Origin of the sequence: Paenibacillus sp. EKM211P (assembly GCF_011066175.1) — a bacterium.
Classification (GTDB): Bacteria; Bacillota; Bacilli; order Paenibacillales; family Paenibacillaceae; genus Paenibacillus; species Paenibacillus polymyxa.
In genome coordinates, this window is record NZ_JAAMNS010000001.1 from 207,656 (window position 1) to 224,044 (window position 16,389).

Genomic DNA, 16,389 nt, shown 5'->3' on the forward strand with positions numbered 1-16,389 from the left:
GATGATGAAAAAGAATCGTAATTGGATCGTGCTGTTTATTGGCATTGCTATAATGGTGGGGGTTGCAGACTATTTTACACCAGCTAAGCCTGCGACTACTCCTGAGCTTATCGTTCCAACCGTAATCAGTGAAGAAAGCCTTCAGCTAAGTGATGACTAAACAATAAGGGTCACATTATGGCTGCTGTTAAGTTGATTTTGAGCAAAGTCTCTGGTTTCGATTGAAATTAAAAAAATATAGTTCATTTTCTGTGGTATTCCGTTGTTAAAGTAAGCCGGAAATCACCCTAATAGTTGAGAGGGAATTGAAGCTAATATCAATCGAATGTGGAGCCATTCAGATGTTCAAGCGACTCCGTCATTTCCTCTACAACTTATATTCAGGGGGAATTTTCAATGGCTAGAAGTGCAAGCACATACGCATCTGTAATCGACGGTTTTAAGGTAGAAACGAACAAAAAGTATTCGCCAGTAGGTGGAACAAAATGTAATATTTTTGCACAAGACGTGATGGCTGCGATGTCGGCTTCCTTGCCAAGTGGCTTAGCCAATCAAATGGCTGATGCTTTACTGGGTAACAACACGCCGGGCTGGTACTCCGTAACTTTTCAGGATGCTCAGAAAAGAGCAAACCTCGGGTACCCAACCATCGGGATCAAAAAAGCGGACGGACATGGTCATGTCGTTGTCGTCAGACCAAAGGGTTCATCGATCACGATCTTGAAGGAAGTACAGATCGCTCAGGCGGGAACCAAAAATTACAACAGTAATACTATTAATTACTCTTGGGTGGCAGCTGATCTGCCTGGCGTAAAATTCTATACACACGACTAAGTGGTTTTGAGATATTAGCAGTCAAAATAACCCTGGAAGCAGATCCATTCGATCTGCCTCCAGGGTTATTTTTTTATTTTGAAGCAGAATGTTTAGAAACAATGAAGGCTTTGCCTGGCTTGACAAAAGCAACAGCATAACCATTAGAGAAGGAAGAAGATTCCGATCTGTATTCAAGCTTGGTCAGCAGTTGCCCTTGGCGATTGATGTAACCGAATTTTCCGTTCGAGACAGATGAGTTTGCTTGTTTACCAACTAAAGCAATGCCTTCCTTGAATGGAGATGTAACGTCATACTTTTGTTGATATTTAATGACCAATGTTCCGGTTTTATCAATAAACCCAACCTCATTTTTCGCATTTTTCACACTGGCCAAGCCCTCGCTAAAATCCTGTGCATCCGTAAACTTAAAGGGAATCACGACTTTTCCCTGTTTATTGATGAATCCCCATTTACCCTTGGCATTTTGTACTGGAGCCAATCCTTCCGAGAAGTCTCCGCCGGATTTGTATTGAGGTGGAATGACTTCTTTTCCTGCCGTATTGATATAACCGTATAGTCCCTTGCTATTTTGAACAATAGCCAAGCCATCCGAGAAACTACGACTGTATTTGTATTGATAAGGAATCGCTAGCTTACCGGAAGCATTCACAAAACCAATCTTCCCAGTGTTAGGGGCATAGGCAAGGGCCAGACCTTCTGTAAATACATATTCTGAATCCACATGTTCTTTAAAATGAGAAAGGGTTTTTCCCGTTCGATCTATAATTGCATTTTCTTTGGTGTCTGCTATGGTGACCTTGGCCTTGCCTTCGGAAAAGACATTGGCTTCGGTGTATTGGCAAGGAATGACCAGTGTCCCTTTCGTATTAATGTACCCAAAGAGATTGGTTTTTGTATTTTTGACTACAGCCCGCTGCTCTTGAAAATCACCAACAGGTTTAAGCTCGGCGGGAAGAGAGAAAGCCTTTTGTCCCTTGGTATTGTAATACACAAGGTTTCCGGCAGATGTTTCAGCAGCCAATAAGCCATCATGAAAAGCACCATCGCTTGAAGGACGAGCAATGTTGTAATCTACAGCAGTTTTAGAGACTTCAATGGTTGTTGTGCTGGGTGCGGCCCAGCCTGTTCCAATAACAGAGATGCCAGTAATCAAAATTAATGCAGCTAATCCTAATTTTTTCAACATGCATAAGCTCCTTTGTGAGTTGATTTTTAACTTCGGGCTTCAAAGAATCCTGCCCTCATACGTAAGGCCTTCCATAATATAGACGATAAAAATGTAGGAATGTTTCTTAATATTCAAAATTTTTCTAATTTTCAGTGCGTGAAAGCTCTATTTTTATGTAGGATGCTTGTTCATCTCGTTTCTACTCATCTCTTCTCACCTCAGCTATTCTTTGGCTACGGAGGGACTATCAAGCCTATTCCGTAGCTCATGTTAACATTTTACAGAATCGAATAACATATCATTGGCAGAATCTCTTATAGTGAAAATCGATTATTATTGAGAGATTAAAGATGAGGGATCAGTTCACTTTCAAAAAAAAAGAAGAAAATGTGTCATATTAAAAAAAGTCTATACATATATGTTAAATGTATAGACAAATTCAAAAAGCGGATTTATAATTACGCTGTAAACGTTTTCTAGTAGTTATCATCCAATCAGACCTTGAAGGGAAGGAACAATCATGAAGAAAATTTTACTGGCGTGCAGCTCAGGTATGTCTACAAGTTTGCTGGTTACTAAGATGCAGGATTATGCTAAGTCCATTGGAGACGAGGCTGAAATTTGGGCAGTAGGTCAAGATCAAGCCGCAGAGGACATGGCTAAGGCTGACGCTGTATTGATCGGCCCGCAAATGAGTTTTCTTAAAGGACAGCTGGAAAAGGAAGCAGCCCAATATGGTATTCATGTAGAAGTGATTGACATGATGGCCTACGGAATGGTTGACGGTAAGAAAGCCTACGAACAGGCTGTGAAACTGGTGGAACGTAAAAATGGATAAAGTTAATATAGCTGATCTGACGGAAGAACAAATTAGTTTCCAACTTATTTTGCATAGTGGAAGCGCTCGCAGCAAAGTGATTCAGGCGCTGACTGAATACAGAAATGAAAATGTAGAAGGTGCGGACGATTTGCTCAAACAAGCCAAGCAGGATTTACGTGCCGCGCATGATATCCATTTTCAAATGGTTAAGAAGGAAGCGGGAGGAACCCAAACTCCCTTCTCGCTCCTTCTAATGCATGCCGAGGATCATTTGATGTCCACGGCTACCATGAAGGATTTGGTTCAAGAGCTGCTGGAGCTGTTCAAATCCAGAAGTTTATAGCTGGACCTGTAAATTTGTGAATTTTGGGACATGAAATGCTTGCAACCCTATTGATGCAAGTCACTTCGCGGGGAGGAATAGGCTTTGTTTGAAAAATTAAGCCGGATACTGATACCTATTGCCGGTAAACTGAACAACAACCGCTATCTTACTGTACTGCGTGATGCATTCATGCTGTCATTTCCATTAACAGTTTTTGGCTCCATTATTGTAGTTATTATTAATCTGCCGTTTCTAAAAGGGTGGATGGGCGACGGCAATTATGCGACTTTTAGCAGTCTGCTGAACATTGCGCCTAATGCCACACTGAATATTATGACCTTATTTGTCATCGTCGGGATTGGTTATTATCTATCTCGAAGTTATAAGGTCGAGCCCATATTCGGCGGTATGATCGCGTTGGCCAGTTTCTTAATGCTCACCCCTTTTGTACTGACACAAGAAAGCGGTGCCACGATTGCTGGTGTCATTCCGGTGGACCGGATTGGTGCCAAAGGCATGTTCCTTGGTATGATCGTCGCCTTTATCGCGGCTGAGATATACCGGAGGGTGACACAGCGAAATTTTGTCATTAAAATGCCTCCAGGTGTTCCGCCAGCCGTTGCCAAATCGTTTGCCGCTTTGCTTCCGGCATGTATCACATTGGGCATATTTTTGATCATTAATGTTGTAGTTACACTGACCCTTCACAATAACCTGCATGATCTGATTTATCATGCCGTACAGGCACCGCTGGTGCATTTGGGCAGTGGTATTATACCTACATTAATTGCTATTTTCTTTGTTCAGCTTTTATGGTTCTTTGGGCTTCATGGTCAGATTATTATCAACTCAGTTATGGACCCAATCTGGAATACACTGGCACTTGAAAACTATGAAGCGTACTCCAAAGGAGCGGAACTGCCGCATATTATCACCAAGCAGTTTGTGGATATTTATACAGTAGGTATCGGTGGTACAGGTATGACATTGGCTGTCGTGCTTTCGATTCTGATCTTCCTGAAGAGTAAGCAATTGAAGCAGGTCAGTAAGCTGGCCCTTGGACCAGGTCTGTTTAATGTCAACGAACCCGTCATATTCGGTCTGCCGATTGTGATGAATCCGCTTATTTTTGTTCCGTGGGTCATTTCTCCAATGATCGTTACGCTGATTACTTACTTTGCCATGACTACGGGGATTGTACCGCCGCCCAACGGGATACAGGTTCCTTGGACGATGCCGTTGTTCTTTAGTGGAATGATGGCTACGGGTTCTCTAATGGGAGGCATACTGCAGTTGTTTAATATGGCTGTCGTCTTTGTCATCTGGTTCCCGTTCCTGAAAATTATTGATCGGATGAACGTTCGTAAGGAGCAGGAAGAGGAGCTTAAACAAGCAGCCGTTGCAGGTAAGGATCAAACTGTTGGAATGTAACATGAATGAGCTGCTAGTGTAGTGGACTTGTTCTTTGCAAAAGAGAGAGGAGTAGAGCTGTGAATCATACCGAAATGAAAGATATAGAGCAGCAAGCCATTCAATACCGTTTTCCGACTGACTTCTGGTGGGGTTCCTCAGCTTCGGCTACCCAGACAGAAGGAACTGTGGAGGGAGACGGCAAAGGACCGAACATTTGGGATTATTGGTTTGAGCAGGAGCCGAACCGTTTCTATGACGGGGTCGGTCCTGCTGATACATCCCGTTTCTATACCCGTTATAAAGAAGATATTGCACTCATGAAAGAGCTTGGCCACAACTCTTTCCGGTTCTCTATCTCCTGGTCACGCCTGTTTCCGGCAGGGAAAGGTGAAATAAACCAGCAGGCGGTTCAATTTTATAATTCCGTCATTGAAGAGTTGCACCAGGTGGGCATTGAGCCGTTTGTGAATCTGTATCATTTTGATTTGCCGATGGCTTTACAGGAAAAAGGAGGCTGGGTAAACCGCGAGACGGTCGAAGCTTACGTGGATTACGCGAACACTTGCTTTGAGTTGTTCGGGGATCGTGTAGCCAAATGGTTTACGCATAACGAGCCAATTGTCCCGGTGGAAGGCGGCTATCTATACGATTTCCACTATCCCAATGAAGTGGATTTCGGTAAAGCTGTACAGGTGGGATATCATACCCTGTTATCGAGCGCCAGTGCCATTAAGGCTTACAGAGAAGGCGGCTATAAGGGCAAAATCGGTATTATTTTGAACCTGACGCCGAGCTATCCGCGTAGTCAGCATCCGGCAGACGTGCAGGCTGCTGAAATATGCGACGCGTTCTTTAACCGTTCCTTTTTAGACCCATCTGTGACGGGAGAATTTAACCCTTTGCTTGTGGAGCTGTTACGCCAAGAGGGATTTGTACCGAGCATGGAAGATGGAGATCGGGAAATTATACGCCAGGGTACTGTAGACCTGCTGGGGATTAACTATTATCAGCCGCGCAGAGTCAAGGCTCGCGAAAGTCTCCCAAATCCAGACGCACCTTTTGTGCCGGAACGATTCTTCGATTATTATGCCATGCCTGGTCGTAAGATGAATGAGATGCGAGGCTGGGAGATTTATGAGAAGGGCATTTACGACATTCTGACCAATGTCAGAGAAAATTACGGCAACATTGAATGCTTCATTTCAGAAAACGGAATGGGCGTACAAGGTGAAGAAAAATTCAGAGATGAGCAGGGTATGATCTGCGATGATTATCGTATTGATTTTATCCGTGAGCATCTCAAATGGGTCCAACGAGCTATCTCAGAAGGGTCCAATGTGAAAGGCTATCACTTATGGACGTTTATGGACAACTGGTCCTGGACGAACGCATATAAGAATCGTTACGGCTTTGTATCCGTGGATCTTCAGAACGAGGGTAAAAGATCCGTTAAGCAGAGTGGGTACTGGTTCAAACAAGTGATCGAAAATAACGGATTCTAAGGTAAGGTGGGGGGTGGTCCTTTGGACCGCCTTTTTTTCTTCATTGCTGAAAGGAAGCTGTGCTGTATACCGCTGGTGAGAAAGTATAATGTTCGGTATACTTACTATACCGTCATACCTTAACGTCCCGCCTGCAGAACAGAAAAACCAGCGCTACCGATATTTTGGTAAAATGCTGACATAAAACAATTTTTAGTACAGGTGGTAGACAGATGAACAAATACGAGCGGATTGCACAAGAGGTCAAAGAGCGTATTATGAATAAGACCTACTGCAGTGATGATCCCATCCCTGATGAGATCTCATTGGCAAAAGAGTTTCGTGTAAGTCGAATGACGATTAAGAGGGCATTGGACACATTGGTGATGGACGGACTGCTGAATCGTAAAAGAGGACACGGAACCTTTATCGTCAAATCGGTCTACAATGGCCCGGTTAATGTCGTTGTGAATGAAATGCTGGGGCTGACCAACGTACTGCGCGGGAAAGAAATCAAAAGTAAAATCATAGCCTTTGACGTTCAATTTCCATCCGAGGAAGTAGCGACTCATCTGTTTATTGACGTCAATTCTCCTGTATATCATGTGATCCGTCTGCGTGTTGTGGAGGGCGAACCCTATGTTATCGAGCGCACTTACATGCCAACGAAGCTGATTAGCGGTATTACCGAGGAAGTGTTGTATGGCTCGGTGTACAAACATATTAAGGAGGAACTGGGCCTTAATATTGTCGGTTCACATCGTACTATCCGGGCATCCAAGTCGACGGAACTGGATCGGGAGCATCTGGATTGTGCAGCAGATGACCCAATCTTGGAAATTGAGCAAGTGGGTTATCTGGATACGGGGATACCATTTGAATACTCATTCTCGCGCCATCGGTATGATAAATTTGTGTTTACCACAGTGAATCGGATGCGTTGAGCCAGTGAGTAAGAAACGGATGGTAAAGCACAAGCATGGCAGAAGAAGGCCTAACTGATGTGGGCACTCTCCTGCCATGTTCTTTTTAATGAAGCAAATTAATTGCCAAGCAATCTCACTTCATGCACCGTCGGAGTATACCAGTTGTTCGGATTATTGAATAGCACTGCATTTACAAGATTGATTCGCACGTAACGGGCTTGAAAATTAACTTTGTCACTGGTAAAGCCGTATGCAGTATTGCTCGTACGGTCAATGGTGGAATAATGAACGCTATCCGTACTATATTCGATCTTATACTTGTAATATGCCTCAGATCCTTTGTACATAAACCATGAAATATCCACTTCGTTAATCGTCTTGGTACTGCCCAAATCCACCTGCCACCAAGCAGGCCAGGATGCAGATGTAGCCTTCCATGAGGTTTGGGGATTGCCATCGTTCGCCAGTGAGGCCGGGGAAGCAGATGCGGCTGAACTGGCAGTAGCTGTTTTGCCTTGCGCGTGATTCACAAGGGATGGCAGGATGACTGTGCCTGTAGCAGCATCCATATCCCAGCTACTGTACCAGTTTAGAGTAGCCGTTTTATTGGAGTCATTCAGGGTCAATGGCAACCAGATGAATTTGTGATCGCTCAGATTGAGCGGGTTCCAGCGGTCGCCCATATAGATGTAGCTGGTTCCTGCGCTGCCTGTAATTGTGGCGATGGAATGGATTTGCGAGCCGTAAGCCGCCGGATCACCGAAAGGCGACAAAGCAGACCAGCTTCCAGTCATGGAGCTGGCGGTTGCATAAGCACCCTGATTCGGATACCAGCCGGATGCCTGCGAGGTAAACAGGTAGTAGGTATTGTTCTTTTTCACAACAGCGGGGGCTTCGCGATAGCCATTTTCAAAAATCCAGCCAACGAACGACTGCACGCCTGTATAATCGGCCGTCAGCTTGAAGATTGCCATCGTATCATTGGCGCCACCATTTTTACGGGAAGCTGTAATGAGGTAGCCGCTACCGTCGGTATCCGTGAACACCGTCATATCACGGGACTCATAATTCAGCGGGCGGAAGCTGCCTTGGTAGGTGAAATTCCCGTCTGGTGTATCGCTGGTAGCAACAGCTACGCGACCGAGTGAGTAGTCCGTGCCATTTTCATAGTGTGCCCATAGTACATATTTTCCGGTGGATTTGTTGTAAATGACTTTAGGCCGCTCGATTTTGCTCGAATTCAGCTCAGGGGCGGAATCTTTGGTGAGGATACTACTGCGGAAGGACCAATTCTTCAAATCAGTCGAGGTATATACGTTCACTTTTTCAAATTTCCAGTTCTCAGCGTGCTCGCCGTACCAATAATAAGTGGAACCTACTTTTAGGATATTGCCGCTGTTCGCCTGAATCGGGTTTCCTGCGGTGTCCTTCCAATCCGTTCCATTCGTAATGGCTGTGCTTGCTGTTGCACTCAAGGACAGTTCTGCATTAGCGGCGTCCAAACCATTCATCGATGGGTTCATCTCGCTCCCATAGGTTGCTTGCGTAACGCCTGTTGTATTGGCATGTACTGCATCGGGTTGAAGACCTGCACCGACCACTGCGATTATAATACAAATCCATGGGGCTAACCATTTGCTGTTGTTGATCCACTTCACGATATCATCTGCCTCCCTAATATAGATAGGATGGCCCCGAACAGCTTGTCCGGTACCTCATCTACGATTCTATCTTAATTGGAAGCGTTTACAAGTGGAATAAATTGAAGTCTTTCGAATCATAAATTGGAATCGGTACTGAATGAAAATGGGAATGTTGGTCGGCTGAGTTAAAAGAAGCGTCTCTTTGCCTACTTGTGGATGTGCTATTATCTACACCGGGAATGTATATAATTGTGCGTTTTGTCATTGACACGTTCACATTATTTCAAATTTAAAGTGACTGGAATCACATAAACGGTTACTTTATGTGGGTATACTTGCTTTAATTGAAGGTTAACAAAAGGGAGCTATGTTGTAACGCCTTTTGTTCATCATTATTTTGGAGAAAAGAGGGATACAACAATGCTAAGTGAGCAAACCATTGCAACGATCAAATCGACTGTACCTGTTTTGGAGGTACACGGAACTACAATCACCAAGCGTTTTTATCAGATGATGTTCGAGGCCCATCCCGAGCTTCTCAATATATTTAATCACGCGAATCAGAAGCAAGGACGTCAACAGGGGGCGCTGGCCAATGCTGTATATGCGGCCGCACAGCACATTGACCGTCTGGAGGAAATTCTTCCGGTGGTACGCCAGATTGCACATAAGCATCGTAGTTTGGGGATTAAGCCAGAGCATTATCCTATCGTCGGGAAATATCTACTCGCTGCGATCAAGGACGTGCTAGGGGATGCAGCAACAGATGAGATCATCAACGCATGGGCTGAAGCCTATGGTGTGATTGCGAATGTATTTATAGATGTGGAAGCTGAAATGTACAAGGAGGCTGAACAGCAGCAGGGAGGTTGGTCAGACTTTAAGAACTTTGTTGTACAGAAAAAGGTTAAGGAAAGCGAGCGAATTACGTCCTTTTACCTGGTGCCGCAGGATGGACAGGTGCTGCCTGCATTCGAGCCTGGGCAATATATCAGCTTGAAGATGGAGATTCCGGGTGAACATAATACTCATATCCGTCAATATAGCCTTTCTAGTGCACCAGGAAAACCTTACTACCGGATATCCGTAAAACGAGAGGATGCTGTAGGGTCTCGTCCAGCGGGCAAGGTATCTGTGTATCTGCATGAGCACGTGCAGGAGGGCGATGTACTATTGGTATCTGCACCGGCGGGTGACTTTACCCTGGATCGGACAGATCGCAGACCTGTTGTATTGATCAGTGGTGGAGTCGGGCTCACCCCGATGGTTAGCATGCTGGCTTCCCTGGTGGAAACTGCTCCGAATCGGCCCGTCACTTTTGTCCACGCAGCAGTCAGCGGAGATAACCATGCTCTGCGTAATGAGGTGGAAGAACTAGTCGCCACACATGCACAGGCGGCCGTTCGGTGGTGCTACAGCAGACCAACCGAGCAGGATCGTCTAGCCCAGGCTTTTCACAAGGAAGGACGTTTGGATCTGGCCTGGCTGCAATCCGTAATACCGGAACGTAATGCGCAATATTACTTTTGCGGCCCTGTGGGATTCATGCAATCGGTATACGGCCTGTTGAAAGAGTGGAATATCCCTGCATCGGATATCCACTATGAATTTTTTGGTCCTGCTAGTGCATGGGAAGCAGAAGCGCAGTGAGACATTAAAAAAGGCGAAGGATGGTTATCCTTCGTCTTTTTTGTGTTTATGACTATGAGGAAATCCTACTCATTGGCTCTACGCTTCTTCAAAGTGTGCCCATATTTTCATGACATGGGCGGACGCAAAAATTCTATATGCTGCGGCATATACTGTCGTAAAGCTTCTGGAATGCGGATCGAACCGTCCTCTTGTTGGTGATGCTCTAGCAACGGGATCAAGATCCGAGGCGAAGCGACCGCTGTATTGTTAAGTGTGTAACAATATTGTAGCTTGCCGTCCGCATTACGGTACCGGATGTTGGAACGACGCGCCTGAAAATCAAGCAACTGGGACGACGAGTGTGTTTCGCCGTAAGCCTGTCTGCTAGGCATCCATGTCTCAATGTCTAACTGCTTGTAGGTTTTTTGAGACATGTCGCCTGTACAGACAGCCATCTTGCGGTAGGGTAGCTCCAGCAGTTGAAGCAGATCTTCCGCATTGCGCGTAATCTCCTGAAACATTTGCTCTGAAGCGTCCAGACTCGCTTCGCAGATGATGACCTGCTCCACCTTGGCAAACTGGTGCACACGATACAGTCCGTGCACGTCCCTTCCGGCCGAGCCAACCTCGTTGCGGAAGCATACGGATACCGCCGCCAGCCGAATCGGGTCTGTAACGTCCACAATCTCACCGCTGTAATACGAGACCAGCGGAACTTCCGAGGTGCCTACAAGCCATTGATCTTCTCCTGCGATACGGTACGTCTGATCCAGTCCAAGCGGGAAAAAGCCAGTGCTGCGCATTGCCTCAGAGCGTACCATTAATGGTACGTCCAGCAGCTGAAATCCTCGTTCGCTCAGCAGATCAACAGCAAGCTGCTGTACAGCCCGGTGCAACGCGACCCCAGCTCCCGTCAGATAATAGTTACGGGTACCGGCTGTTTTGACACCGCGAGGCACATCGATCAGGTTGTGAAGCTGGCCGAGCATCATATGATCCTTGGGTTCAAATCCAAAGTCAGGTATCGTTCCGACCCGTTCCAGTTCTACATTATCTTGATCCGACTGGCCTCGCGGCGTATCCGGGGATACGATATTAGGCATTAGAAGCAAGAGCTGTTGAAACTGTTGCTCTACTTCCTGTTGCGGGACTTCCAGAAGATCTAGCCGTCCGTTAATTTCTTTGACCTGCCGCTTAGTCTCATCTGCCTGTTCATTATTCCCGGCCTGAATTAGCGCCCCAATATCCTGACTACACTGATTACGCATCTGGCGCAGCTGCTCCACTTCCTGAAGCAGCTGCTTTCTCCGATCATCCAGGGTTAACAGCTCTGCGACCGATACTTGTATTCTTTTGTCGTCTGCCGCTCTCTGAACCTGCTCTTGATGCTCTCTAATCCACTTGATATCTAACATGACACCGCACTCCTTTTCGGATAAAAATACAAAAAGCGCCCTCATCCACATGGGACGAGGAGCGCTTTGATCTCGCGGTGCCACCCAAATTGACCGGACAGCATGACAGAAGTCATGACTCTCCAATCCACTTTGCTCCGCTTTAACGGGCGGGTCCGGTTTACTTAGGAACATATCGCCATATCGTACACTAACGTATAATCCTTGGCGTAAACGCCTCCGAGTTGGATGCTCTTCACAGGCACAATGTCGTTTGCTTTTTTGTAAGTATACGAATTTTTGGCAGGTTAATCAAGGGCATGAGTCAGTACACTGGATTACTTCCTTTTTTCAACATGATCTTTCCAATAAAAATAAATACACAATGCGATTAAGATAAGTGGAAACAAGTGAAAAGCCGATTTCATGTTTGCGAAGGGGAAAGGTAGGCTTTATTTCTTATGTATTTCCATTCTACTTCATCTGTGATAATGAAACTGGAAGAATATTTAAGTAATAGCCTTAATTCAGCGTTCAAAATGGGCTATAGTCTCTATAATGCTATTTTAATTTCATGTAAAATGTAATGATTACCAAAACGACAGCGATGGAGGGGAACATGGAGGATTTTAAAGATCGTTTACATACGATCCGCCAAGAACAGAACAAGCTACTCAAGGAGTATCAAACATTAATCGCAGATTACGAGGCTTCAGATATCATTTTGGAAAACGAGGTTCTGCGAAAAAAGTTCGAGGATTATCAGGCTCGCTGCATTCACTTGGAAGAGCGGGTACGACATATTGAGCAGGAAAATGGAAAGCTGCGTACTGCGCTGACGGAGCAGATGTTGAGCGAAAAGGCGAATATGATTCGCATTTCGCGGGAAAAGCTGGAGACCTATTTTGCTTCCAGAACCGCAGAAGGGGAAAACCGGCTGACATCCATTGAATATGGGGCTAAAAACCGGGTGGACCAGCTTATTCAGCAAACCACTCATGAGCTTAAAGAGGATCAGGACGAGATCGTCGCTAGACTGAGACTGTTCTCGGAGGAGATTCGTGACCGGATCATGGAGCAACGCAGGCGGTTTCAGGAAGCAGAGCGCAAATTGCTTCATCAGACGGAAAACGAGCTTCATCAGCTCGAAGAAGAAGAGATCAGCGAAGAAACGATGCAGAAGCGCATGAAGCAGAATCAGTTTGAAATGATGCTGGGATTGAACTGGATCAACAAGCTGGGGATTTTGCTCATTATCTTGGGTGTGGGAGCCGCTTTTAAATACTCATACTCAAACTGGTTTACAGGGAATATGAAGGGCGTTGCGTTCTTTTTGCTAGGAGCGCTGATGCTGGGCGGCGGCGAGTGGTTGTATCGCAAGCAGAAGCAGACCTTTGCGCTCGGTATCTTGGGCGGCGGTATTTCTGTACTGTACGGCTCCATTTTTTATAGCTACTTTTTGCTAGAAATCATAGGAATGTATACAGGTATAGGCTTGTCCGTTCTAGTTACGGTGACCGCTGTGCTGTTGTCCTTAAGATATGAATCTCGAACGATATGTTCCTTCGGTTTAGTAGGGGGATATCTTCCGTTGTTCTCCTATATGGCAGCAAACGGGCTGGAAGGAAACGCCGTGTATATCGCGATGGGCTATCTATTCCTGCTGAACCTGCTGATCCTGCTTGTATCCTTCCGCAAACGGTGGGTCATCGTGCAATATATCAGCTTTCTGCTCAATACCCCATTAATGGTTGTACTCGCGTGGTTATCAGAAAGCAATATAGCCAGCATGCTATATGCAATCATTACATTTGCGATGTATCTCGGGATGACACTGTGGGTGCCGTTCCGACTCAAAACAAAACTATCATGGCTGGATTTCTCCTTGTTGGCTCTGAATACAGTTGTGAGCTGTTCCGTTCTGTATTCTCTGTTCGGCGATGCAGGTCTGGATGATTACAAAGGATTACTGGCACTCGTCTTTTGCTTGGTGTATGGGGGCTTGGGCCAATGGGTTCGGCGATATATTCCAGAGGAGAAACAAACCAAAATACTGTTTTATACGACATCATTGACCTTTGCCATTCTCATGATTCCGTTCCAGTTTGGAGTCAGATGGTTGTCCATGGGCTGGTTAATCGAGGCTGTGCTTCTTACATTGTATGGACATCGCTATCGCTTGAAAGAATTGGAGCGTGCAGGATGGGGCATTCTAGGATTGTGTCTGGGCGCATTCTTTTTCATTGATTTCCCTATATATCTGTTGTCAGGCTTTGAGACAGATTATTTTGGGCTCAAATATACGCTCATTACACTGGGAATGTTGATCGTTACTGTCTTCTATGCGATTGAATATAGTCGTCCGAATGCTTTCAAAAACAATCGTTTGTACGAAATGCATATCATGCAAGGATTTAAGTATGTAGCTTTGGTGAACGTGTACCTCTATCTTTTGTACGAAGCTGGGCATTGGTATAACATCGTCTTATCCGATGAGTTTGCACATTACACCTTGTACAAGGTATTGTTGTTCACCTGCGTATCCCTGGTGTTAGCTTATTTCCTGCCTAAAGTGAAGCTGTTGTACGATCGGGTGATTAAATATTATAGCTTGGCATTGTACGTCATAGGCTACGCGCTGGCATTGGTGGTTACCGTAGCGATTCCAACCTTGCATGAAGACTATGCGCAGAATACGGCTGCTGATTATGTGGCGTTAATTGTACTGACAGCCTTTAATGTACTGGTATTCTTCAGCAGCAAGGACTTCCTAAACGCACTGATGACGCGACATTATAGAAGTAATGAGCTATATCCGGTCATTATGGGTGTATATTTGTTGGGCATCATTACCGCCTTTCTCGGAGTTCAGTTCCGTCTGGGAGACGCAGGTCTTGTATTCAGTCTGGTGTATCTCCTGCTGGCCATTTTGTATATTGTATACGGCTTCCTCAAGCGAGTGGTCTACATTCGCCGATTTGGATTGGGCTTGACCTTGCTATCGACAGGTAAGCTGCTATTGTACGATCTACACCTATTAACGTCAGGAAGTACGATTGTAGCCTATTTCTCATTTGGGGTTATCCTGCTGGCTATTTCATACATTTACCAAAAAGTATCCAATCGTATGGGAGAGACCATAATAAAGAAGGATGCTGAAGAAAAAATGTAGTTTTTTGTTGTATTGTGTAGATCCCGAACATTATGAAAATAAATCCGGAAATAGTGAAAAATTATGCATGACCTTACATCCTACTTACGCTATAATGAGAAAAAATTATTTATGTACGCATGCTCAAGTTTATGCGTAAGTAGAGAGAATGAGGGGGATACCATGAATTTGGGCAAGGGGCAGAATAACCTGTCTGATAAGAATGAACGCTTCTCGTCGGCTGGATTCATTTTGGCAGCGATCGGGAGTGCGGCAGGACTAGGTAACATCTGGAAATTTCCGTATATTACCGGACAATATGGCGGAGCTGCATTTTTCTTGTTGTTTATTGTCTGCTTGTTGCTTGTTGGTTTGCCTGTACTTTTAGCAGAGCTTGCGCTTGGTCGTGCAGGTCGAGGAAGTGCTGCCTCTGCAATGGTGAAAGTAGGCGGACATCCAATTTGGGGCAAGATGAGCATTATGTTTGTTATCGTGCCGTTTGTTATTTTGTCGTTCTATGCCATTGTAGGAGGATGGACACTGCATTATGCCGTAGAGGCATTTAGCGGAAGTCTGTTTTCGAATAATGATTTTGCTGGTCAGTTTGCTTCATTTTCCTCCGGCTATGCACCGTTGGTGTGGTTGTTAATTGTTTTTGCATTTACAGCAGTCGTGGTTACCCTTGGGGTATCGAACGGAATTGAAAAGTTCAATAAAATTTTGATTCCTGCTAAGGTCATCCTGTTGCTCGTGCTGATGATTAACGCTCTCATGCTGCCAGGTTCTGGTGCGGGTGTATCCTTCTTTTTGAATCCTGACTTTTCTAAGTTAAGTATAGAATCTGCATTGGTTGCTTTGGGACATGCCTTCTTCTCCCTCTCACTGGGGATGGGGATCATGGTCACATATGGTGCTTATGTAGATCGTCGACAATCGCTGGGGGGAGCTATGCTGGCAGTGGGTGGCGGGGATTTAATCTATGCGTTTATCGCAGGTATGATCATTTTCCCTACAACCTTCTCCTTTGGTATTAACCCTGCCCAAGGACCGTCTTTGGTTTTTATTGCTTTACCGGCTGCATTCTCTGCCATGCCTTTCGGAGCTTTCTTCGGCGGTTTGTTCTTCGTATTGCTGGCGGTTGCAGCATTAGGCTCTATGGTATCCCTGCTGGAGGTACCGGTAGCTTATGTTATGGAGCGGTTCCGTTGGGGCCGGGTACGCTCGGTTGTCATCGTATCGATCCTGTGTCTGTTGCTGGGTGTCCCTTCTGCATTGTCGATGGGGTTGGTTCCAGAGTTAAAGGTGGGCGACAAATCTTTCTTTGACTTTGTTGACTTCACAGCGTCCAACATCTTCTTGCCATTGGGCGGCTTACTGATAGTTATATTCACAGGGTACTACTGGAAAACTGCTGGCGAGCATGCCAATCTCAAGCCTTTCTGGTTCCGTGTATGGTTGTTCGGCCTTCGGTATGTTGCACCGATCCTGATGTTGTTGGTCTTCCTTCATACTTCAGGGATCATCAAATTTTAATAGACACGAATTAAAAAAAGGTATTTTCTTCCTAAGGGAAGAGATACCTTTTTTTGTATATCTATC

Annotated in this window: 13 protein-coding genes; 10 read left to right on the forward strand and 3 right to left on the reverse strand. The window is 45.3% G+C overall.

Annotated features, from left to right (window positions below; all coding sequences use genetic code 11):
• Position 1: 1 nt before the first annotated feature.
• Positions 2-160 (forward strand): hypothetical protein, encoded by a 159-nt coding sequence (locus G9G57_RS01000; RefSeq protein ID WP_164964380.1) that lies wholly within the window; start codon positions 2-4, stop codon positions 158-160.
• 236 nt (positions 161-396) lie between these two features.
• Complete coding sequence (locus G9G57_RS01005; protein WP_016822626.1) at positions 397-834, forward strand: hypothetical protein; 438 nt, start codon at positions 397-399, stop codon at positions 832-834.
• Between the two features lie 73 nt (positions 835-907).
• On the opposite strand, the gene G9G57_RS01010 is transcribed toward G9G57_RS01005, so the two are convergent.
• The gene (locus tag G9G57_RS01010; RefSeq protein ID WP_017426113.1) at positions 908-2,023 is read right to left on the reverse strand and encodes a WG repeat-containing protein; all 1,116 of its coding nucleotides are present in this window, start codon (positions 2,021-2,023) and stop codon (positions 908-910) included.
• A 502-nt stretch (positions 2,024-2,525) separates the two neighbouring features.
• On the opposite strand from G9G57_RS01010, the gene G9G57_RS01015 reads away from it, so the two are divergent.
• The 5 genes from G9G57_RS01015 to G9G57_RS01035 all read left to right on the forward strand — a co-directional run bounded on the left by G9G57_RS01015 (position 2,526) and on the right by G9G57_RS01035 (position 6,988).
• Positions 2,526-2,843 (forward strand): PTS sugar transporter subunit IIB, encoded by a 318-nt coding sequence (locus G9G57_RS01015; protein ID WP_013312603.1) that lies wholly within the window; start codon positions 2,526-2,528, stop codon positions 2,841-2,843.
• Positions 2,836-3,168, forward strand: coding sequence for a PTS lactose/cellobiose transporter subunit IIA (locus tag G9G57_RS01020; protein ID WP_016822628.1), 333 nt, complete (start codon positions 2,836-2,838; stop codon positions 3,166-3,168). Before G9G57_RS01015 ends, G9G57_RS01020 begins: the two co-directional genes overlap by 8 nt.
• An 84-nt stretch (positions 3,169-3,252) precedes the next feature.
• Complete coding sequence (celB, locus tag G9G57_RS01025; protein WP_016822629.1) at positions 3,253-4,581, forward strand: PTS cellobiose transporter subunit IIC; 1,329 nt, start codon at positions 3,253-3,255, stop codon at positions 4,579-4,581.
• Positions 4,582-4,655: 74 nt separating this feature from the next.
• Positions 4,656-6,065: a glycoside hydrolase family 1 protein gene (locus G9G57_RS01030; RefSeq protein WP_026065363.1), complete on the forward strand. Its 1,410-nt coding sequence runs from the start codon at positions 4,656-4,658 to the stop codon at positions 6,063-6,065.
• 212 nt (positions 6,066-6,277) lie between these two features.
• Entirely contained in the window at positions 6,278-6,988 is a 711-nt protein-coding gene (locus G9G57_RS01035; RefSeq protein ID WP_016822631.1) for a GntR family transcriptional regulator, read from the forward strand.
• Positions 6,989-7,086: 98 nt separating this feature from the next.
• Here the strand turns inward: G9G57_RS01035 and G9G57_RS01040 are convergent, their stop codons facing one another.
• Entirely contained in the window at positions 7,087-8,628 is a 1,542-nt protein-coding gene (locus G9G57_RS01040; RefSeq protein WP_017426115.1) for a family 43 glycosylhydrolase, read from the reverse strand.
• 405 nt (positions 8,629-9,033) lie between these two features.
• On the opposite strand from G9G57_RS01040, the gene hmpA reads away from it, so the two are divergent.
• Entirely contained in the window at positions 9,034-10,263 is a 1,230-nt protein-coding gene (gene hmpA / locus G9G57_RS01045; protein ID WP_016822633.1) for an NO-inducible flavohemoprotein, read from the forward strand.
• Positions 10,264-10,370: 107 nt separating this feature from the next.
• Here the strand turns inward: hmpA and serS are convergent, their stop codons facing one another.
• Positions 10,371-11,660 (reverse strand): serine--tRNA ligase, encoded by a 1,290-nt coding sequence (serS, locus tag G9G57_RS01050; RefSeq protein ID WP_016822634.1) that lies wholly within the window; start codon positions 11,658-11,660, stop codon positions 10,371-10,373.
• Positions 11,661-12,258: 598 nt separating this feature from the next.
• Here serS and G9G57_RS01055 point away from each other — a divergent pair.
• The gene (locus G9G57_RS01055; protein ID WP_016822636.1) at positions 12,259-14,811 is read left to right on the forward strand and encodes a DUF2339 domain-containing protein; all 2,553 of its coding nucleotides are present in this window, start codon (positions 12,259-12,261) and stop codon (positions 14,809-14,811) included.
• A 162-nt stretch (positions 14,812-14,973) separates the two neighbouring features.
• Positions 14,974-16,323 carry a sodium-dependent transporter gene (locus tag G9G57_RS01060; protein ID WP_016822637.1) on the forward strand — a complete coding sequence of 450 codons (1,350 nt, stop codon included), beginning with the start codon at positions 14,974-14,976 and terminating at the stop codon, positions 16,321-16,323.
• Positions 16,324-16,389: the final 66 nt, after the last annotated feature.